The following is a 24,180-nucleotide window of genomic DNA, read 5'->3' on the forward strand; positions in this document are numbered from 1 at the left end:
ATGGGAGACGTTATAGATATATATGGATTATCACCTTTGCAAAAAGGAATATTGTTTCATACTTTATACGATCAAGATGATGAACATTCTTTTTCCTACATTGTACAAGTAGGCTTCTTGCTCGGGGGGCAATTGGATGTTGCTACTTTTGAAAAGGCTTGGGAATATGTTATTCATCGACATGAAGTTCTACGCTCAGTATTTGTGTGGGAGGAAGTAGAAAAACCTCTGCAAGCAGTTTACCAACGTCTTTCTTTTACTATTCATCAAGAGGATTGGAGTGCCCATTCGCATGAGGAGAGGGAGAAGAAATTACACCAGTTTTTGACTGCAGATCGTAGAAAAGGATTTTTATTGGATGAAGCACCGTTGATGAGAGTCACTGCGATTAAAGAAGCAGAAGAGGAAACGAGAATCATTTGGACACATCATCATATTTTGCTAGATGGGTGGAGTGTGTCATTGGTCTTTAGTGAAGTGATGGAAGTTTATCTCAAGATGATAAAGGGAGAATTGTTGAATCTTCCTAAATCTCTTCCTTATAAAAAATATATCCAGTGGATAAATAAACAAGATCAAAGTCAAGCAGAGGAATTTTGGACAGAAGAATTAAAGGGGTTTTATGCACCTACGCCATTAGCGATGGAAAGAAAGGATCAAGAACAGGAGAAGGGCTATGGAGAGTGTGTTTATCAGATATCTGAGGAACTCACTGAGAATTTACAAGAGTGGGTACGAAATAGTCGATTAACATTGAATACGTTAGTACAAGGCGCATGGGCCTATTTGATGAGTAGGTATAGCGGTGAAAGTGACATCGTATTTGGCATAACTAGCTCTGGACGTCCTACTGATTTGATAGGAGCAGAGAATATGGTAGGTCTATTTATTAACACATTACCTACGAGAATTCGATTAACGGATGATACATCAGTAGTAGATTGGCTTCGTAAAATACAGATGAAAGAAATGGAACGAAGACAATATGAGCATAATTCGTTGGTTGATATTCAAGGGTGGAGTGAGGTTCCGCGGAATAGTTCCTTATTTCATACCTTGTATGTGTTTGAAAATTATCCAATTCAAGGTAAGAGAAATGATGATTTAAGATTACTAGATGTTAAAAGCGCGGAACAAACAAATTATCCTTTAACACTCATTGTAATGCCCGGTAAGAAAATTACTTTAAAGTTGATGTATGATCGAAGCTATTTTAATGAAGAAACAATAAATCGGATTCAGGGTCACTTATTGCAAATATTAATTCAGATGACGAAGAGCTTAGATTCAAAACTCTTTGAAATTACTCATTTAACAGTGGAAGAGCAGACACAGTTACTAGAGGAATGGAATAATACTGAAGTAAAATATTCAGCTGAAGGCATGATTCATACGGTGTTTGAGGAGCAAGTCAAGAAAAATCCAGAAGCAATCGCAGCTATGTACGAAAATGAACAAATTACCTATAGAGAGTTGGATGAGCGTGCGAATCAGCTAGCACATTATTTACAAAAGCGTGGTGTAGGTTCAGAGTCTCTAGTCGGGGTATATATGGAACGTTCATTACAAATGATGATAGCGTTATTAGGTATTCTAAAATCAGGAGGGGCGTATGTTCCACTTGATCCTACTTATCCAGAGAGTCGGCTTCGTTATATATTAGAGGATGCTGGAATCGAAGTACTAGTGACGGAAGAAAATTCAAAAAATTTATATATATCTGAAGATGTTGAAACGATTTGTATGAATAAAGATTATACTGCACTTAAAAAAGAAGAATCAATCCCATGTATAAGTGGTGTAACAGGGAGAAGTTTAGCGTATGTTATGTATACTTCAGGATCTACAGGTAATCCAAAGGGAGTGATGATTGAGCATCATTCAGTAATCAATTACCTAGAATGGATGCAACATAAATATCCACTTTCTGAAAAGGATGTGGTCTTGCAGAAAACCCCATTCTCATTTGATGTATCTGTTTGGGAGTTATTTTGGGGTATTCACGTTGGAGCAAGTGTATCTTTCCTACCTCGAGGTGGAGAAAAAGATCCTTCTATTATAGCTGAAGTGATTAAAAAACATCAGGTTACTATAGTTCAATTTGTACCTTCGATGTTATCTGTTTTCTTAGATCACTTCAATCATATTGAATTGAACATGAATTGTTCGTCCGTACGCCATGTATTTTCTGGTGGAGAAGAACTAAGTTCAGGGTTAGTTAGACGATTTCAACAGAAATGGAATTATAGTGGACAAGTGAAATTAACCAACTTTTATGGACCAACTGAAGCCACTATTTATGTAAATGCATTTGATATTCAGCCTAATCAAGAATTTGTTTCTATTGGGCAGCCAATACAGAACACGCAATTATATGTATTAGACCAAAATCAACGCTTGCAATCAATAGGAATTGAGGGTGAGTTATATATTGGTGGTGCTGGTTTAGCACGTGGATACTTAAATCGTCCGAATCTTACTGCTGAAAAATTCGTTTCGCATCCATTTCGATTGGGGGAACGACTATATCGAACAGGAGATTCAGTAAGATATCTAACTGATGGAAATATAGAATTTATAGGTAGAATGGACCATCAAGTAAAAATGCGCGGTTTTAGGATTGAATTAGGAGAAATTGAAGCGACTTTAGAAAAATGTTCGTTTATTAAAGAGGCTGTCGTATTAGTTAGAGAAGACCGTCCAGGTGATCAACGATTGGTTGCATATGTAATAAGCGATGGAAATACCCAAGAGTGGAGAGAGTATTTACAAAACCAATTACCGAATCATATGATTCCAGCTCACTTTGTAGAGTTAGAACACTTCCCGCTTACTCCGAATGGGAAAATTGACCGAAAGGCCTTGCCAGCACCTGATGAGCAAGCTATTGGAGATTTAAATGTTCTACCTCGAACGCCATCGGAAGAGCTTATTGCCTCGGTTTGGGGTCAAGTGTTAGGGACAGAAAATATTGGTATTCAGGATTCCTTCTTTGAAAGTGGTGGGCACTCACTACTTGCTACTCAAATCGTCTCTCGATTGCAAGAATTGTTCCAAATCAAAATCCCATTACGTGAACTTTTCAAGCACGATACAGTGGAAGCATTAGCGAAACGAGTAGATCAGTTGCGCAAAGAAGATAAAAAACGAGAGGTTCCACCCCTTGTACCTATGACACGAGAAGAATCTATTCCACTTTCCTATGCGCAGAAACGTCTATGGTTTATTGAACAATTAATGCCAAATAGTGCGATGTACAATATTCATGCAGCGTGTCGCTTAACAGGTAAATGGTCAATTGAAGCATTGGAATCCGGATGGAATCAGTTGTTTGAGCGTCATGAATCATTACGAACGATAATTCTAAAACAAGAGGGTGAACCTTTTCAACAGGTTCAATCTCATGTATTCAGACATATCTCTCAAACGGATCTAACAGATCTCTCTTTAGAAGATAGGGAAAGAGAAATGAAACGGCTCATTCAAAACGAAGCGGAGGAACCATTTCATTTTGGACAAGGTCCTCTAATTCGAGCACGAATATTGAAAGTGGACAGGGAAGAAAGGGTTCTCCTTTGTACGATGCATCATATTATTTCAGATGGATGGTCAATGGGAATCTTACTTGAAGAATGGATGGCTTTTTATGAAGGAGCACTAAGCGGAAAACCGGTGGAATTGAAGGAGTTATCTATCCAATATGCAGACTTTGTCATGTGGCAGAAGGAATGGCAAAAAGAAGAGAATTTGGATCAGCACCTTCAATATTGGAAGGAAGAATTATCTGGGGAGCTACCGGTTTTACAATTACCGATGGATCGTCCTCGACCTGCGGTTCAAACCCACCGTGGTGCAAGTCAGTCCTTAACGGTGGCGAATTCCCTACAGGAAAAGCTCAAAGATTTAAGTCTGCAAGAAGGATGCACTTTATTTATGACATTGATGGCAGCGTATCAAAGCTTCCTTTCTCGTTATACAGGACAAGACGACATCTTGGTTGGAAGCCCAATTGCAAATCGAAATGTTAAAGAGATTGAGGGATTAATAGGTTTCTTTGCAAATACGTTGGTTTATCGAGCAGATTTCAGTGAAAATCCGACGTTCCAAGAACTTTTGTCGCAGGTACGAAAAAAAGCACTAAAAGCCTACGAGTATCAGGACATTCCATTTGAGAAAGTGGTGGAATCTGTAAAACCGGAACGGAATACAAGTCATTCACCGATATTTCAAACCATGTTTACTTTACAGAATACGAAACAAGCGTTTCCTCAGCTATCTGAAAGAAACATGGAACTCATGGAAAGTCATGCTTCTGTTGCGAAATTTGATTTGAGTTTATTTGCTTCTGAGACGGAAGAAGGATTATCGCTAACCTTTGAATACAATACTGATTTGTTTAATGATACAACCATTGAACGCATGGCAAGTCATTTTGAACATTGGTTAAATCAAATTGTCTCTCATCCAAAATATTTATTATCTGAACTGAATATGTTATCGAAAGCAGAATATAAGCAATTACTAGAGGAATGGAATGAATCAGGTGTTGTAGATATACAAGAAAGCACGATTCATACATTGTTTGAAGAACAAGTGAAAAAAACACCAGAAGCAATTGCAGTAGTGTGCGAAGATGAAGAACTAACATATCGAGAGTTGGACGAACGCTCGAATCAGCTGGCACATTATTTACAGAAAAATGGTGTTGCATGCGAATCATTGGTTGGGATTTGCGTTACACGTTCATCCGAGATGATTGTCGGCCTCTTAGGAATTATGAAGGCAGGAGGAGCATATGTCCCAATTGATCCAGCGTATCCGGAAAGTCGACTGCAATACATTTTAGAGGATGCTCAAATAAAGGTACTGGTGACACAGGAAAAGTTACAACAAAAAATGGTTATAACTAAATCCGTTACCGTGATTTGTATTGATCGTGATCGAGAAGAAATAGAACAAGAAGTAACTACAGTGTGTACCAGTGAAGTGACGGGCGATAATTTAGCCTATATTATCTATACTTCAGGTTCCACTGGAAATCCAAAGGGGGTAATGATTGAGCACAGGAATACAGTAACAATGATTCATTGGGCGCATCACACATATTCCCAAAAGGAATTAGCGGGAGTATTAGCTTCAACTTCGCTATCCTTTGATCTATCCGTTTTTGAAGTGTTTGTTCCCTTAACGATGGGTGGTAAGGTGATTGTCGCTGAAAATGCTCTACATCTAGACAAGTTGTCTACCAAGGGTGTGACTTTGGTCAATACTGTGCCATCGGCAGCGAAGGAACTGGTTCGCGCAAAAACAATTCCTTCTTCGGTAAAGGTGATGAATTTGGCTGGAGAACCATTACCATATTCACTCGTTCAAGATTTATACGAGAGAAGTACGATTGAGAAGGTGTACAACCTATATGGACCGTCCGAAGATACTACGTATTCCACATATATGGAATTAGAAAAGGGTGTCATGTATAGGGTACCACCAATTGGTAAACCAGTCTTCAATGCAGAAGTATATGTACTGAGTGCTGAACAAAAAATGGTTCCAATTGGTGTAGTTGGTGAGCTTTACATTGGTGGATCAGGATTAGCACGTGGATACTTAAACCGTCCTGACTTAACGCAAGATTGTTTTATACCGCATCCGTTTAAAGAAGGAGAGCGAGTATACCGGACTGGAGACCTAGTAAGGTATCTGCCAGATGGAAATTTGGAGTATCTTGGCCGAATCGATCATCAGGTAAAAATTCGTGGGTTCCGGATTGAACTAGGAGAAATTGAAGCGACATTGCAAAAGCATACATTAGTTAACGAAGTTCTTGTGATGGTGCGGGAAGATTATCTTGGTGATCCACGTTTGATTGCCTATGTTGTGGGAGATGGGGATGCTCATAAGTGGCGTGATTATCTCAAGGACCAGCTACCAAATTACATGATTCCAGCCTATTTTGTCGGATTGAATGCATTTCCACTCACTCCAAATGGAAAGATTGATAGGAAGGCCTTACCAGTACCAGAGAGACAGGAGATAGTGAGGGGTTATATTGCTCCCCGTACACCTACGGAAAAAACAATCGTTTCAATATGGCATCAAGTTTTAGGTGTAGAAAATATTGGAGTGCAGGATTCGTTTTTTGAAATAGGTGGGCATTCATTACTTGCTACACAAGCTGTTTCCAATCTTAAAGAGGCTTTTGGAATCGAGTTACCATTGCATGATCTATTTACGTTTCATACGGTGCAACAATTGGCAAAACAGATTGATCAATTGTTCTATAACAAAAATCAAGAAATACAGAATGATAGTAAGGAGAATGTAAGTCTTCAAGACTATATTCAAAAAGAAGCAGAAGTGAGTAATGATGAAGAATTACTTGAACTACTTAAGCAATTAGAAGAGCTATCAGAGGAAGAAGCACAAGGAATATTCGAGAGTAATTTAGTTGAGGAAGGGGTAAAAAAATGAGAAGTGATTTACATGCAAAGCTGAGTTCACTTTCTCCTGAGAAAAGAGCTTGGCTTCAGAAGCAAATGCAAAAAAAGGAGAATAAAGAAGCACTTCCGTTGTCTTATGCACAACAACGTTTGTGGTTTATGGACAGATTTAACCCAAACAGTTCTTTATATAATATTCCAACGGTATGGCATCTAAAAGGAAATTGGATTCCTGAAGCATTAGAAAAGGGATTCAATCGACTCATTGAACGTCATGAATCATTACGAACCGTTTTTAAAGAAGTAGGAGAACAACCTGTACAACAAATTGTCGAATTCCTTCCTAGAGCATTACCTGTAAGGGATTACTCGCAACTTCCTCTAGAAGTAAAAGAAAAAGAGGTAGATAGTTTAATTGCGAGAGAAGCGCAAGAACCATTTGATTTAATAAATGGCCCTTTAATTCGTAATCAGCTTGTTCAATTAGGAAAGGATGAATGGTTATTACTATGTACGATGCATCATATTATTTCTGATGCTTGGTCCATCGGTATATTCATGAATGAATTACTTACTTTCTATGAAGAAGAAACAGGCGGGAATCCTGCTAAATTAAGTTCACTATCCATTCAATATGCAGACTTTGCGAAGTGGCAAAAGGAGTGGTTGCAAGGTGATGTGTTAAATCGTCAACTTACGTATTGGGAGGAAGAATTGTCTGGGGAGCTTCCTATATTACAACTGCCAGTGGACCGACCTCGACCGGTTACGCAAACTTACGCTGGGGATACGCATCACGTGATTTTTCCTTATAGATTACTCAATCAATTAAAGGATATAAGTCGACAAGAAGGATCTACCTTATTTATGACTTTAATGGCTGCATACCAGAGCTTTCTTGCTCGTTATACGGGGCAAAAAGATATTCTAGTCGGAAGTCCGATTGCAAATCGGAATCATAAGGGAGTAGAAGGATTAATCGGTTTCTTTGTTAATACGTTGGTTTACCGATCAGATTTGAGTGGCACCCCTACTTTTCGGGAGATTTTGAACCAAACAAAGAAAAAGGCGTTAAAAGCTTACGAATATCAAGATATACCATTTGAAAAAGTGGTAGAAGCTGTACAACCTGAACGAAGTATGAGTCATTCTCCTATCTTTCAGACCATGTTTACACTACAGAATATAAAACAAGAACGACTAGATTTGTCTGGTAGAAGTATCGAAATGGTAGAAAGTAATATGTCTATTGTAAAATTTGATCTGAGTTTAACTGCCTACGAAGTGGAAGAAGGCCTATTTGTCTCATTTGAATACAACACGGATTTATTTGATAGTAGTACCGTTGCACGTATGGCAGGCCATTTTGAGAACTGGTTAAATGAAATCGCGTATCATCCAGATGAATCATATACAAAGCTGTCGATGTTATCGGACACAGAGCAGAAACAACTCCTAGAAGAATGGAATGATACTGACGTAGTTTATGGTCATGAGTGTATGATTCATGAGCTATTTGAGCAGCAAGTGGCACGTACACCTGATGCAGTGGCGGTAGTTTATGAGGGTGGAAAGTTAACGTATCAAGAACTCAATGAAAAATCGAACCAATTGGCACATTATCTACAAAAACGAGGTATAGGACCTGAATCATTGGTTGGTATATGTGTTGAACGCTCTCCTGATATGATTATTGGTCTCTTTGGGATTTTGAAAGCAGGAGGGGCTTATGTCCCACTGGACCCAAGTTATCCCGAAAACCGCCTGAGATACATTTTAGAGAATTCACAAATTCAAGTGCTGTTAACAAACGAGGCACTACAGGACTGGTTACCTAAAGATATTCAAGCAATTTGTTTAGACCGGGATCAAGTAATGATTTCTAAAGAGAGTAATTTGGCTCCGGTAAGTGGAGTAACTGCAAATAACTTAGCCTATATCATATACACTTCGGGTTCGACGGGAAATCCGAAGGGAGTAATGATTGAACACCATTCGGTTATCAACCGCCTACAGTGGATGCAGAAAAAATATCCATTATCTGAGGAGGATACAATTCTACAAAAGACACCGTTTTCGTTTGATGTTTCTGTCTGGGAATTATTTTGGTGGTCATTTGTAGGAGCACGTGTTTGTTTGCTTCCACCAGGAGGAGAGAAAGATCCTGCGGTGATTGAGGAGTATATCGAACGATATCGTGTGAACACCATTCACTTTGTTCCGTCGATGTTATCTACTTTCTTGGATTATATGGAACAATATAATTCGAAAAGGGATGTAGCGTCTTTAAATCAGGTTTTTACTAGTGGAGAAGCATTAAATACTGAACAGGTTCGCCGCTTTAAGGGGGTATTTTACGATGTTCAGCAAACAAAGTTAATTAACTTGTATGGTCCTACCGAAGCGACTGTGGATGTGACTTATTATAATTGTGATTTAGAAAAAGAACCTATGCTTATTCCAATTGGTCGTCCAATTGATAATACAGAGTTGTATGTGTTAGATCAACATCAACAGGTGGTACCGATTGGTGTGGCGGGGGAACTTTACCTTGGAGGAGTAGGATTGGCACGTGGCTACTTCAATCGACCAGAGTTAACTACTGAGCGTTTTATTCCGCATCCCTTTAAGGAAGGGGAACGATTATATCGAACGGGTGACCTGGTGAGATATATGAATGATCGTAACTTGGAGTATATTGGAAGAATGGATAACCAAGTCAAAATCAGAGGATTCCGAATTGAACTGGGAGAAATCGAAGCAGCTTTACATGATCGCTCATCTGTAAAAGAGGCTGTCGTGTTGGTGAAGGAAGATCGACCAGGAGATAAGCAGTTAGTAGCTTATGTAGTGGGTGAAGGGGATACTGGAGAGTGGCGTGAATATCTTAAGAAGCAATTGCCACATTATATGGTTCCGGCATACTTCTTCCAAGTTGAAGGGATGCCACTCACTCCAAATGGTAAGGTGAATCGGAAAGCTTTATTGGAATTGGAGGCACAGTTCATAAGTGAAGATATTACTACTTCATCACGAACACCAGTAGAGGAGCTCATTGTTTCCGTATGGGGCCAAGTGTTAGGTATAAAAAATATACGTGTTCAGGATTCTTTTTTTGAGATTGGTGGTCACTCGCTGCTAGCTACTCAAGTAGTTTCACGCTTACAAGAAATCTTTCAAATCGAATTACCGGTACGTGAACTATTTGAGTATGCAACGGTGGAGTCACTGGCAAAGCGATTAGATCAGTTACGTAAAGGAGATAGAAAACGAGAGATTCCGCCACTAATGCCGATGGAAAGAGGGGAAACTATTCCGCTCTCTTATGCCCAACAGCGCTTATGGTTTATCGATCAATTTACACCTAATAGCGCCCTTTACAATATGCCAATGGTATGCCGCCTTACAGGGAGTTGGCTACCTGAGGCATTGGAAAAGGGATGGAATCAGCTCATAGAGCGTCATGAATCATTGCGGACGGTCTTTCATGAAGTGAACGGTCAGCCCGTGCAGCAAATTGAACCGTATGCTTTTCGATCAATTCCGAAAACGGATTTAACTATGCTTTCTCCAGAAGACCGAGAAGAAGAAGTTAAACGTTTGATTCAACAAGAAACAGAAGTGCCATTTGATTTAACAGAGGGCCCACTAATCAGGACAAGTATTTTGCAAGTGGGAGAGGAAGAATGGATTCTCCTTTGTACTTTACATCATATCATTTCAGATGGATGGTCAATGGGAGTCCTACTTGAAGAATGGATGGCATTCTATGAGAAAGCTACGGATGGAAAGGTAGCAGAACTTGAACCATTACCGGTTCAATATGCCGACTTCGCTCAGTGGCAAAAAGGATGGCTGAAGGCGGAAGTGCTTGATCAACAACTCCAATATTGGAGGGAAGAATTGTCTGGGGAGCTTCCTGTACTCCAACTTCCTATTGATCGCCCGCGTCCCGCAATACAAACTCATCATGGGTCGACATACACCCTGGTTCTGCCAAGCACGCTACATGACAAATTAAATGAATTTAGTCGTCAAGAAGGGGCTACACTCTTCATGACCCTGTTAGCTGCATATCAAAGTTTTCTATCCCGCTATACGGGACAAGAAGATATTCTGGTCGGAAGTCCAATTGCTAATCGAAATTATAGAGAAATTGAAGGACTTATTGGTTTCTTCGTCAACACCTTGGTATATCGGGCTAATCTAAGTGGTAGACCGACATTTCAGGATGTTCTGTCTCAGGTTCGTCAAAAAGCATTGAAGGCGTATGAGTATCAAGATATCCCTTTTGAAAAAATTGTGGAAGTTGTACAACCAGAGCGGAGTACAAGTCATTCGCCAATCTTCCAGACTATGTTCATCCTGCAAAATATGAAACAAGAGTTCCCGGTGTTATCTGGTAGAAGTATTGAAATGATAGAAAGCCATAGTCCAATCGCAAAGTTTGATTTAAGCGTAATGGTAGCTGAGACGGAAGAGGGATTACTTTTTACTTTTGAATACAATAAGGATTTATTCAATGCCACAACTATTGAACGGATGGCAGGGCACTTTGAGAAATGGCTACACGAAGTTTCCCATTACCCGCAAAATCCGTTGCATAGTCTGAGCATGCTATCGGAACCTGAGCGTACTTTGTTATTAGAAACATGGAATGACACTGTAATGGAAATGCCCCCACAGGGTCTTATTTGCGACAGATTTGAGGAACAAGTAGCAAAGCGTCCTGAAGCGATTGCGGTAGTTGATCAAACAAAAGATTGGACTTACGGTGAACTGGATGCACAAGCAAATCAGTTGGCAAATGTTTTACAGCGAAAAGGAGTTGCTCCAGAGTCAGTCGTGGGAGTTTATCTTCCGAGGTCGGCTGAGCTCATGGTAAGTTTACTAGGCATATTAAAAGCTGGTGGAGCTTATGTCGTTTTAGATCCGTTGTACCCAAAATCAAGGTTAGAATACATGATTGAAGATGCAGGAATTCAATTTGTAGTGACGGCGGAAGGACAAGAAGGCCTTTTCGAACAGGTCGAAATGGTGAGGTTAGAAGAGTTAACAGTGGAAAGCGTAATCGCACCTACACGGCAGATAAATCCAGAGAACTTAGCTTACATTGTCTATACCTCTGGTTCTACAGGAAAGCCAAAGGGTGTCATGATTGAATATCGCTCATTAATGAATATGGTTTCTTGGCATCAAGAAGTTTATCGTATTACAGCAGAGGATCGTGCGACTCAGATTGCAGGGATTGCTTTTGATTCGGCTGTTCAGGAGATTTGGCCGTATCTAACTGCTGGTGCAGCACTCTACTTGTCAACAGAGGAACTGAGAATTAATCCAGAAGCACTAAGAGACTGGCTCATTGATTCGCGAATAACAGCTAGTTTTGCACCTACGCCTATTCTGGAAAGACTCTTGAAATTATCTTGGCCAGGTAAAACGGATCTTCGTTTTATCATTACCGGCGGGGATCAATTAACGCAGTATCCATCTAACGATATTCCTTTTGCGGTAATCAATCAGTATGGTCCATCGGAAAATACCGTTGTTACCACGGATTGTTATGTACCTGTAGGAGTGACAACAGGTACGCCATCGATTGGTCGACCGATTGCGAATACAGAAGTTTATGTGTTAGATTCTCATCTTCAGCTAGTACCAAGTGGTGTGATTGGAGATCTCTATATTGGAGGGAAAAGTCTTGCTCGTGGATATGCTAATCGTCCGGACCTTACAAAGGAAAAATTTATTTCGCATCCATTCAAGTCAGGAGAACGTCTCTATTACACCGGAGACAAAGCAAGTTATCTTTCTGATGGTGCTCTCCAGTTCCATGGTCGTATAGATGACCAAGTGAAAATTCGTGGTTTCCGGATTGAATTGGGAGAAATAGAAGCAGTCTTGCAGGCACATTCTTCTGTGAAAGAAGCGGTTGTATTGGTACGAGAGGATGATCCAGGCGACAAGAGATTAGTAGCTTATGTAGTTGGTGAAGGAAGTGTCCAAGAATGGCGAGAGCATCTACAAACACATTTACCAAATTATATGGTCCCAACAAACTTTATTGAGATGGAATTTTTACCACTTACACCGAATGGAAAACTTGATTTAAAGGCATTGCCAATACCTAGCAAATTATCTACGGAAAATACCGTTCACGCACGAACTCCGCTAGAGGAACTTATCGCTTCAGTGTGGAGTCAAGTGCTAGGAATAGAAAATATAGGTGTTCAGGATTCTTTCTTTGAACTTGGTGGTCATTCTCTACTTGCTACACAAGTGGTCTCACGCTTGCAAGAAGTCTTTCAAATCAAATTACCGGTACGTGAACTGTTCGAATATTCAACGGTCGAGGCACTGGCGAAGCGATTAGATCAATTACGTAAGGGAGGCAAAAAACGAGAAATTCCACCATTGATGCCGATGGAACGAGGAAATGCCATTCCACTTTCTTATGCTCAACAGCGCTTATGGTTTATCGATCAATTTACACCTAATAGTGCACTTTATAATATGCCGATGGTATGCCGTCTTACAGGAAATTGGTTACTAGAAGCATTGGAGTTGGGATGGAATCAGTTGATAGAGCGTCATGAATCATTGCGGACAGTATTTCATGAAGTGGACGGTCATCCTGTGCAGAAGATTCAATCGTATACTTTCCGTTCCCTTCCACAAATTGACTTAACTAAGATTTCTCCAGAAGAGAGAGAAAGAGAAGTGGAGCAATGGATTCAAACTGAAGTCGAATCCCCATTTGACTTAGAGCAAGGGCCATTGTTCCGTGGACAAATCGTGAAAATTTCAGAAGAAGAATGGGTTCTTCTGTGTAATATGCATCATATCATCTCGGATGGATGGTCGATGGAAATCTTGCTCCAAGAATGGATGGCATTTTATGAGGAGGCGATTGGTGAAAAACCAGCAGACCTTGCACCACTACCAGTTCAATATGCCGATTTTGCTCAGTGGCAAAGAGAATGGTTGATAGATGAAGTACTAAACCAACAGCTTGCATATTGGAAGGAAGAACTGTCTGGTGAGTTACCAGTCTTAATGTTGCCGATGGATCGTCCCCGTCCTCCGGTGCAAACCCACCATGGATTAACTCATAATGTGTTGTTGTCACGCTCATTACTGGATAAATTAAACGAACTTAGTCGTCAAGAAGGGGCCACGCTTTTCATGACCTTATTGGCATCGTATCAAAGTTTCCTTGCCCGTTATACAGGACAATCAGATATTCTTGTTGGAAGCCCAATTGCGAATCGAAATTATCGAGAAATTGAAGGGTTGATTGGTTTCTTTGTCAACACGTTGGTTTATCGAGCTGATTTAAGTGGCGCACCGGCATTTCAAGAGTTGTTGTCTCAAGTGCGGATAAAAGCATTGAAGGCATATGAGTACCAAGATGTTCCGTTTGAGAAAATTGTGGAGGTTATCCAACCTGAACGAAGTACAAGTTATTCTCCGATTTTCCAAACCATGTTTACTTTGCAAAATACGGGACAAGAGCTACCACAGCTACATGGACGAAGTATAGAAGTAATGGACAGCCACGCTTCAATCGCCAAATTTGATTTAAGTTTAACTGCCGCAGAAGTGGAAGAGGGCTTATTGCTTACTTTTGTTTATAGGACTGATTTATTTGACAGTTTAACTATTGAATCCATAGCCGAAAATTTTGGAAACTGGTTGAATTTAATCGTGGAACATCCTGATAAATCATTAGCTAAGTTGCCGATACTGTCAGGATTACAGCAAAAGCAGTTAGAAGAGTGGAATAATAATGCTGTAGCATATCCACAGGAATTTGGGATTCATCAGCTGTATGAAGAGCAAGTAAATCGTACACCTGACGCGGTGGCAGTGGTAGATGAAAAACAGCAGTTAACCTATCGAGAGCTGAATGAAAAAGCAAACCAATTGGCACATTATCTCCAGAAATGTGGGATTGGGAGCGAGTCATTGGTTGGTCTCTGCTTCCAGCGTTCAGTTGAGATGATTGTCGGTCTCATGGGGATCTTGAAAGCTGGGGCAGCCTATGTTCCATTGGATCCATCGTATCCAGAAAGTCGCCTACGATATATTCTGGAGGACACAGGGATTCAAGTATTGGTCACGAACGAAGCATTAGAAGGTTGGATAACTGAAGAAATCAAAACAGTTTGTTTGGATCGGGATAAAGCGATGATTTCGCGAGAAAGCACCCTTTCACCAATATGTGAAGTGACAGGAGAAAACTTGGCGTATGTAATCTATACTTCGGGATCAACAGGGAATCCGAAGGGAGTTATGGTAGAGCATCAAAATGTGATTCGTTTATTTAAATCGACGGAATGTTGGTATCAGTTTGATGAAAAAGATACTTGGACGCTTTTCCATTCTTATGCGTTTGACTTCTCGGTATGGGAGATTTGGGGGGCATTACTCCATGGCGGAAGATTGATTGTTGTTCCTTACTGGATTAGTCGATCGCCCAAGGATTTCTATCAACTGTTAGTAAAGGAAAAGGTTACGGTTCTTAATCAGACACCATCCGCATTTCGACAATTGATACAAGTGTGTGAACAAGAAGATGAGAAGAAAGACTTGCATCTGCGCTATGTCATATTTGGTGGGGAAGCACTCGATCCTACCAGCTTGGTACCATGGTTTCAAAGGTATGGAGAGCAGGAACCACAGTTAATTAATATGTATGGAATTACAGAAACTACCGTTCATGTTACGTATTATCCAATTACTCAAGATGATGTGCAGCATGCTTCAAGAAGTAATATAGGAAAACAGATTCCAGATTTAGAAGTGTATGTACTAGACGCTTGTCAACAACCTGTGCCTATTGGCGTAGCTGGCGAACTATATATTGGTGGAGCAGGACTTGCACGTGGATATTTAAACAGACCCGAATTGACTGCAGAGCGTTTCATTCCTCATCCATTCAGTAGTGACCCAGGAGCGCGATTATATCGGACAGGAGACTTAGCGAGATACTTACCTGATGGAAATCTGGATTATCTTGGGCGGATTGATCACCAGGTGAAAATCCGTGGTTTCCGAATTGAGCTCGGAGAAATTGAATCTGCTTTAAACGCACATGTCTCCATAAAAGAGGCTGTTGTAATTGTTCGAGAAGATCAGCCGGGTGATAAACGGTTGGTGGCATATGTCGTGGGTGACGGGAATGTAGGTGAGTGGAGAGATTATCTCAAGGCGGAACTACCAAGCCATATGGTTCCTTCAGGATTTGTGATGATGGAAGCCATTCCACTAACTGCTAACGGAAAAGTTGATCGTGAGGCCTTACCTGTACCAGAGGAGAGGAAAATCGAAAGTGAATGTGTTGCCACGCGGAATGGTAACGAAGAAACACTGGCCACCATTTGGAAGCAAGTATTAGGGATTAAAAAGGTGGGAATCCATGATAACTTCTTTGAAATTGGTGGAGACTCAATTCTCAGCATTCAGATTGTCTCTCGTGCGAAGCAAGCAGGTTTGCAATTGACGCCAAAGCAAATGTTTGAACACCAAACGATTGCCGAGTTGGCGCAAGTAGTCAATGAAGAACGGGGTGTACAAGCAGAGCAGGGAGTTGTAACTGGAGAACTGATCCTTACACCAATCCAGCAATGGTTTTTTGCACAAGATCATCCAAACCCACACCATTGGAATCAATCCATGTTTTTTAGAACAAAAGAGCGACTGGATATAGTAATACTGGAAAAATCTGTGAGTACCCTTCTAATCCATCATGATGCTTTGCGTTTAAGATATGAACGGTTACCGAATGGAGCTTGGAAACAGCGGAACGAAGGGATCGAAGAACAATCGACGCTGACCGTTATTTCATTAGACGAAGTGCCACAAGCAGAATGGCATCAAGTGATTCAAACGGAGATTGACACTGCACAAGCAAGCTTGCACTTACACGCAGGACCGCTAATGAGAATGGTGTATTTTGATGAAGGTGAGAAAAGAGCAGGCCGATTATTCTGGGTGATTCATCACTTAGCAGTGGATGGTGTTTCTTGGCGGATTTTACTGGAGGATCTGCAAACGGCGTATAATCAAGCGAGCAAGGATCAGATGATCCAATTACCTACAAAGAGTACATCCTTTAAAGCGTGGTCGGAGAAATTGCATCATTACGCTGAAGCTGGGATTGTGCAAGAAGTGCGTGATTACTGGGAGCAGCAATCCGAACAAGAAGTGGCTATGCTACCAGTGGATACCACCCTCGAAGTTCCAGCAAACACAGGAAACGAGGAGATTACCGTGGTGCTGGATGAGAAAGAGACCCGTACGTTATTGAAAGAGATTTCAAGCACTCATCGTGTCCAAATCAATGAAGTACTATTAACAGCATTGGTACAGGCTACGGCAGCATGGACAGGTCATCCGACGCTGACCGTGGATTTGGAGGGGCATGGTCGGGAAGAGATTATCGAAGACGTTGACCTATCTAGAACCGTGGGGTGGTTTACAAGTATTTATCCTGTTCACTTAAATATTACCGGTGCCGACACGCCAATTGCAGCATTAAAAGCAGTTAAAGAACAAGTGCGTAAAATTCCTAATAAGGGTGTTGACCATGGAATTTTGCGGTATCTGAACACAACAATGTGTGAGCAATGGGGGTCTCAACATACACCGTCTATTAGTTTTAACTATCTTGGACAATTTGACCAAATGTTTTCTGACGATGCAATACTTATTCCAGAGAACGGATTTAAGCGCTTAGATCATGCTTCTGGTTCCAAGCGATTGCATTTAATTGATGTAATTGGAATGGTAACGGATGGGAAGCTTCAGTTCACTTGGGTATACAATGTAGGACAATATGCGAAATCAACGATTCAAAGTATTGCAGAGAATATGCTCCATCAACTAAGTAAATTGATTCAATCTGCGGATGGAGAATCTGCACTGACCGTTTCAGATTTTGTGATGGCTAATCTTGACCAAGCCAGTTTGACAAAAGTATTAACCAAGATGAATCGTGGAAATAATTATCCGATTACCGATTTATATCCACTATCGCCTTTGCAAGAAGGAATGATTTTCCATGCATTGCATGACCAAGGGGAGGAACATGTAGCGCCGTATATAGTGCAATTAAGTTTCATGATTAGAGGAGAATTGGATATTGCTACTTTCGAACTGGCGTGGAAATCGATAATTCAGCGGCATGAAATTTTCCGCTCAGCTTTCCTTTGGAATGAAGTTGAGGAGCCTTTACAAGTGGTGTATGAGAGTGTTCCATTTAAGGTGAATGTAGAAGATTGGCGTACGCTGACTGCTGAAGAAAAAGAAGAGAAAAGAAAAGCCTTTTTGGCATTGGATCGAAAACAAGCCTTTCTTTTTGATAAAGCGCCATTGATGCGGGTGACTGTCATTCAAGAAGGTGAGGAAGAATATCGAATTGTTTGGACACATCACCATATTCTGTTGGATGGATGGAGCCTACCACTGGTCTTTAACGAATTGCTTACAGTGTACCAGAAGAGAATGAATGGAGAAGCCGTGCATTTACCTAATTCATCGCCATACAAGAAATATATTCAATGGCTAAGAGAACAGAATCAGGAGCAGGCGGAGCAATTCTGGAGAGAGAAACTTAAAGGTTTTACAGCTCCAACCCTGCTGGGCTTAGAAAGTAAAGAGCAAGAAAAAGGTTACACAGAGAAGGTAACTTATTTATCAGAAGAGCAAACCCAAGCGTTACAAAACTGGGCGAAGCGCAATAGGCTCACTTTGAATACAGTAATTCAAGGTGCGTGGGCGTATCTCATGAGCCGGTATAGTGGAGAAGATGAAATTGTCTATGGTGTAACTAGCTCAGGACGCCCTACGGAGATTATTGATGTTGAAAACATTGTAGGTCCTTTTATTACCACATCACCGACGCGAATTCAGTTGATAGATAATATAAAAATAATGGATTGGTTGCAGAAGATACAAGAGGAAGAGATAGAAAGAAGACAATATGAATATGCTTCTTTGACAGAGATTCAAGGATGGAGTGAAGTTCCTAGAGGAACCCCGCTGTTCCATAGCTTGTATGTGTTTGAAAACTACCCAGTGAAAGAGGAGTCCTCAGGAAATCTAGAAATTGGTGGGTTGGAAGGAGTAGAGCAAACTCATTATCCATTAGGATTGACAGTTGTCCCAGAAAGCCAGTTGTTGTTAAAGTTGAAGTATGATCGTAGCAAGTTTAATGGTCTCACTATTGAACGGATGCTGGGGCATTTAAGCCAGGTGTTAAAGCAAATGATCGAGAACGTTGATCAAACTCTGTCGGAGCTGGTGTATGTTACGGAAATAGAACAGAAACAACTACTGGAAGAATGGAATGATAATGCAGCAGCGTATCCACGTGAAAGTGTGATCCACAAACTTTTTGAAGATCAAGTGGATCGTACACCTGATGCGGTGGCAGTGGTGGATGAAAATCAGCGGTTGACGTATCGAGAGCTGAATGAGAAAGCAAACCAATTGGCCCATTATCTTCAGAAAATGGGGATTGGGACGGAGTCATTGGTCGGGCTTTGTTTCCAACGTTCAGTGGAGATGATTGTCGGTCTCATGGGAATCTTGAAAGCTGGATCAGCCTATGTTCCGCTGGATCCATCGTATCCAGAAAGTCACCTACGATATATTCTGGAGGACACAGGAATTCAAATATTGGTTACGAACGAAGTATCACAAGGTTGGATGCCTGAAGAAGTTGAAACAGTTTGTTTGGACCGAGATCAAGCAATGATTTCGCAAGAAAACACTCTTTCACCAATATGTAAAGTAACAGGAGAAAACTTGGCGTATGTTATCTACACTTCAGGTTCGACCGGGAATCCAAAAGGGGTTATGGTGCAGCATCATTCGGTATTAAATCTATCCTATGGTTTACAGAAAGAGGTTTTTTCACATCGGGCACATGATAACATGCGCGTTGGTCTAAATGCCTCAATCGCCTTTGATTCATCCGTTAAACAATTACAAATGCTTTTGTATGGTTCTAGTTTGTATATTATTTCAACAGAAGTTCGCAGTGATCCTCAACAGTTTATATCTTATATTCGGGAGAATAAGTTGGAAATGTTCGATATAACACCTTCACTACTCCAATTACTAATAGATGAGGGGTTGTTAGAAACAAACGATAGTGTTCATGTTCCAAGCAAGGTACTGGTCGGTGGAGAAGCGATTATGCCATCACTGTGGGAACAACTAGTAGAGAATGACCATATCCATTTTTATAATGTATATGGTCCTACGGAATGTACGGTTGATGCGACATGCTATCGTATCAAAAAAGATAGTAAGAGAGTAACCATTGGGCGTCCGTTGCCAAATGTTCAAGCCTATGTATTGGATGAGAAGTTGTTACCTGTTCCAGTTGGTGTAACGGGTGAACTTTATATCGGTGGAGCAGGCCTAGCGAGAGGATACTTGAATCGTCCAGAGTTAACGTTAGAACGTTTTATTCCACATCCATTTAATGAAGGAGAACGGTTATACCGGACGGGAGATCTAGTCCGTTATTTAGCTGATGGCCATTTGGATTATCTGGGAAGAATCGATAATCAAGTGAAAATTCGAGGATTCCGGATTGAGCTTGGAGAGATTGAAGCGAATTTAGAAAGTCATCCATCGGTGAAAGAGGCGGTAGTCTTGATAAGAGAGGACCAACCAGGAGATCAGAGATTGGCTGCCTATGTGGTGGGTAAAGGAAGTATGCATGAATGGCGTGAGCATCTCAAGAGGCAAGTACCGAATTATATGATTCCTGCACACTTTATTGAGGTTGATGCGATTCCCCTTACAACAAATGGGAAGGTTGATCGAAAGGCACTGAACAGCTTAACGATTCAAAGAGAAAGTACCTTTTCTACACCAATCATCCCACGGGATGAAATCGAGTATCAGCTGATTACAATCTGGCAGGATTTGCTACAGTTAGAAGATATCCATGTAAACGATGATTTCTTCAATATAGGAGGTCACTCTCTCCTTGTAATCAAATTGATTTCAAAGGTCAGAGAGAAATTTGGAAAAGAGATTAAGGTGCCCGCACTAATTAAGAATCCGACAGTGGAAGGAATCGCTTGTCTCATCCGTGAGAATCATCGTATGGAAGAATCATTATCGGTTCTGGTTCCATTACAAGAATCAGAGAAAAGACCTTTCTTCTGTGTTCACCCGTTTATGGGTAATGTACTCTGTTACATTCAGCTAGCAAGGTTACTCAAGGATCACTGCTCATTTTATGGTCTACAGAATCCTCTCGTAGAGAAAGAAGGAATGAACGGGTTGATTTTATCGGAAGTAGTTCAACTCTACATCGAGGAAATGAAGCGGGCTCAGCCAGAGGGGCCGTATCGTCTGGGAGGATGGTCTCTGGGCGGTGCCATCGCCTATGAAATCGCAACTATGCTACGGAACCAGGGAGAAGAAGTTGAGGTGTTGGTACTATTGGATACCAAGGTGCCTTCAGAACGGGATTACAAGACAGAAGATGAAATGCTATCTTATATATTGGAGCATTTCATCAATATAGAGTTAGTGGATCAGGAAGAAGAGCTTGTTCATCAACAGGACATGCTTGTTGAGCAATTAATTGTGGAAGGAGTGCTCCCGCCTGATGCAAATCTTACGAATTTGAAGCAAATTATCAATGCTCACAGGAAATGTCTGAATTTAATGGCAGAGCATGATTTAACACCATATTTTGGGGAAGTCATTTACTTTAGTGCTGAGGAAGGTAAAGAATTGTTTACGGATTGGAAGCCTTTATTAAAAGGAAGAGTGAATATGTATTCGGTCCCTGGATCACACGAAGAAATAGTAGCTTCCCCCGCAGTTGAAAAGTTAGCTAAGTATCTACTAAATGAATTAGAAGGAATAAAAGAGACATCCCTTTCACTAACGGAAAAGTAGAGAGCACAAAATAGGCAACTTTATAAACGAACATTGTTATTATTAAAGTCGTTATTTGTGAGTAGTAGTGTAAATAAAGAGAGCAGTCCAATAACTGCACATCAAGTGTAGGAGATTATGTATATATCAAGAGCATTACTTTTTAAGGGGCTAATGAAAAATTGCTTGATAGGGACATAGAAACATATATGATTTGTTCATAGTATGCTGTAAATTATCTGAAGCTTTTGTACCAGAAGCGAATGCTTTGATGATATTGCTGAGGAAAGGTGTATATTTTCATTGATATGTTAATATGCACCTTTTCTATTATATTTGCACTTGAATAGATGCAAGTTAGAAAATGAAATTGAATTTCTATAACGTATACATAGGAAGCCATCCTTTTAAAAAGGAAGTGATTTATCATACAAATTCATGCTGTGAAAATACCAAAGAATATTGGAAATCATTTGTTTAATCAATTTAGTAACTTGATTTCAAATGAGAAGAGAGAACGAATGAAGCGGTTATTAAATTTATGTGATATTAATAGGACTTTAATAGGAGATTTGTTAATCCGATCTCTAGTCTGCCAAAAGTATAAAATTAGTAATGAAGAAATTAGATTTATATATAATGAGTATGGAAAACCTTTTGTTGAAAACTTTTCTGACTTTCATTTTAATATTTCACATTCAGGAGAATGGGTGGTTTGTGGCACTGCTAATTCTAATGTAGGGATTGATATAGAGAAAGTTTCAGAAATAGAGGCTCTTAAATTAGCAAATGAGTTTTTTTCAGATGAAGAATTTTATGATATATCTAGTATGAATTCTGATGAACAAATTAATTATTTTTATGATATATGGACATTAAAAGAAAGCTATATAAAAACGATTGGAAAAGGGCTTTATATCCCGTTAAATGCATTTTCTATAAAAAAAGAGTCACGAATTTTAATCTCATATAAGAATATACCTAAAGACTTTTACTTTAGACAATATAGCATTGAGCCGAATTATAAGATATCTGCTTGTGCAACAAGGGAAGAATTTCCGCAGGATATAATAATTAAAGATATTTATACAATTTGCCAAAATATAAACAAATTTTAAAGTAAGGAGAAAATCAATGCAGAAGACTAAACTTTTTTGCTTTCCACATGCTGGGGGATCTGCGTTTAGTTACGCAAAATGGAAAAATTACTTTAATCCATATATTGAAGTAGTCCCAATAGAGTTAGCTGGTAGAGGATATAGAATTGAAGAAAGCTTGTACCAAAGTATGGAAGAGGCCGTAAATGATGTCTACACTAGTATAGTTAAGCAGATAGAGCATTCGCCCTATATTCTATATGGGCATAGCATGGGAAGTTTGATTGCCTATGAAGTAGCCAGAAAAATACAAGATTCTAAAAACGTATTGCCTGAATTTCTTGTTTTGTCCGGTAGAAACCACCCAAATAGTAAAATGAAAAATATCCGACATAATTTTTCTAACGAACAATTTAAAAGAGAAGTTATTGCAATGGGAGGTACACCGTCCGGGTTACTTCAATCAGAAGAATTAATGGGAATTTTCCTCCCAATTCTAAGGGCAGATTTTAAAATTGTTGAGACATATATTCATGACAATAATATGCAAGCATGTGATATTGATTTTCTTATATTTAATGGGGAAAATGATGAATTTACTACATATAATCAAGTAATAAAATGGGAACAATACACAAGTAAAACGTGTACTTTTCACTCTTTTAAAGGTAATCATTTCTTTCTAAATGAAAATATTGAAGAAATAGCAAATAGAATTATAAGAAAGTTAGATTCTAAAAGATTTCCAACTAGTTTTTAGAGTTTTTCTAAGTACAATCATGGCTGAGAAACCAAAAATTAAAGGTGAAAAATACAGGTACTGCTGGAATATCATTGAATGGAGTCATAGAAGCCTCAACGAAATGTTCAAAGGTAGGTAATGATGGAATTCTAAGCAAAATATATGAATTAACTTTAGTTTATTTATGCTTTACCTGTAGGTGAAGTTTTCTTATCTCATTTTATTTTATCACCAGAAAAATGATCTTCTAAATTAAAAAGAATGATTCTAGGGGTTTCATCATTAGTAGTGGGAGCAACAGTTGGTTTAGCGAAAGATGTATCTGCAGCACCAGCACCACCCTTAATATCGTTAAATGTAGTAAAAGTTGAATCTCAATTAGGCGGAGTTGAGTTTATTGGTCCCAACAATTTAAGTACAGTTAAAGATCATGGAGGAAGCTATTTATACATTTATACAAATGAAATGGGATATGGTAGAAATCCAATTGCTCAAATGAGTGGTCAAAAGTTAAAAAAAGTAGATTCTAAGATGATTGATATTAATGGTGATAGAACAGTTGATGGATGGGAATATAAATGGGATGCTTCGGGACAGCAAAATGGACAATTTAAATATCAAAACACATCTACAAATGCACCTTGGAATACATTATCTACTTCATTAAATATTAAATAAGCTAAAAGAAGAGTTTAATGTTAATTTTTTTGTGTTTGTAATATATGTAATGTTTAGATAACTATAACTAAAGGAGTCTACATTTTTAAGTAGGCTTTTTTTATCTAATGATGAGAAACTAGCAAATTGATAAGCCATTTTGTTTAATTGTCACATCGAAAGTTGACATAATAATATTTGGGTAAACAAACTTATTTTTAATAGTGTGATTAATAAAGGAAAGAAATCTATCACAAAATTAATGAAGTTATTTAATGGGTCTTTCATCATAAATATCTAAAACTACATATTTATGAATTTTTATAAT

Annotated in this window: 5 protein-coding genes; all 5 read left to right on the forward strand. The window is 39.5% G+C overall.

Annotated features, from left to right (window positions below; genetic code table 11):
- The 5 genes from JFU20_RS02250 to JFU20_RS02270 all read left to right on the forward strand — a co-directional run bounded on the left by JFU20_RS02250 (window position 1) and on the right by JFU20_RS02270 (window position 23,873).
- Window positions 1-6,471: a non-ribosomal peptide synthetase gene (locus tag JFU20_RS02250; protein ID WP_078205052.1), complete on the forward strand. Its 6,471-nt coding sequence runs from the start codon at window positions 1-3 to the stop codon at window positions 6,469-6,471.
- The gene (locus tag JFU20_RS02255; RefSeq protein WP_201038275.1) at window positions 6,468-21,377 is read left to right on the forward strand and encodes a non-ribosomal peptide synthetase; all 14,910 of its coding nucleotides are present in this window, start codon (window positions 6,468-6,470) and stop codon (window positions 21,375-21,377) included. Before JFU20_RS02250 ends, JFU20_RS02255 begins: the two co-directional genes overlap by 4 nt.
- A 422-nt stretch (window positions 21,378-21,799) precedes the next feature.
- Complete coding sequence (locus JFU20_RS02260) at window positions 21,800-22,474, forward strand: 4'-phosphopantetheinyl transferase family protein (RefSeq protein ID WP_078205054.1); 675 nt, start codon at window positions 21,800-21,802, stop codon at window positions 22,472-22,474.
- 16 nt (window positions 22,475-22,490) lie between these two features.
- Window positions 22,491-23,213 (forward strand): thioesterase II family protein, encoded by a 723-nt coding sequence (locus JFU20_RS02265; protein WP_201038276.1) that lies wholly within the window; start codon window positions 22,491-22,493, stop codon window positions 23,211-23,213.
- Between the two features lie 243 nt (window positions 23,214-23,456).
- A complete protein-coding gene (locus tag JFU20_RS02270; RefSeq protein ID WP_078205056.1) occupies window positions 23,457-23,873 on the forward strand; it encodes a DUF4879 domain-containing protein in 417 nt (138 codons plus the stop codon).
- Window positions 23,874-24,180: the final 307 nt, after the last annotated feature.

The organism is Bacillus sp. TH30 (assembly GCF_016650875.1).
In the GTDB taxonomy this organism is placed as follows: Bacteria; Bacillota; Bacilli; order Bacillales; family Bacillaceae_G; genus Bacillus_A; species Bacillus_A mycoides.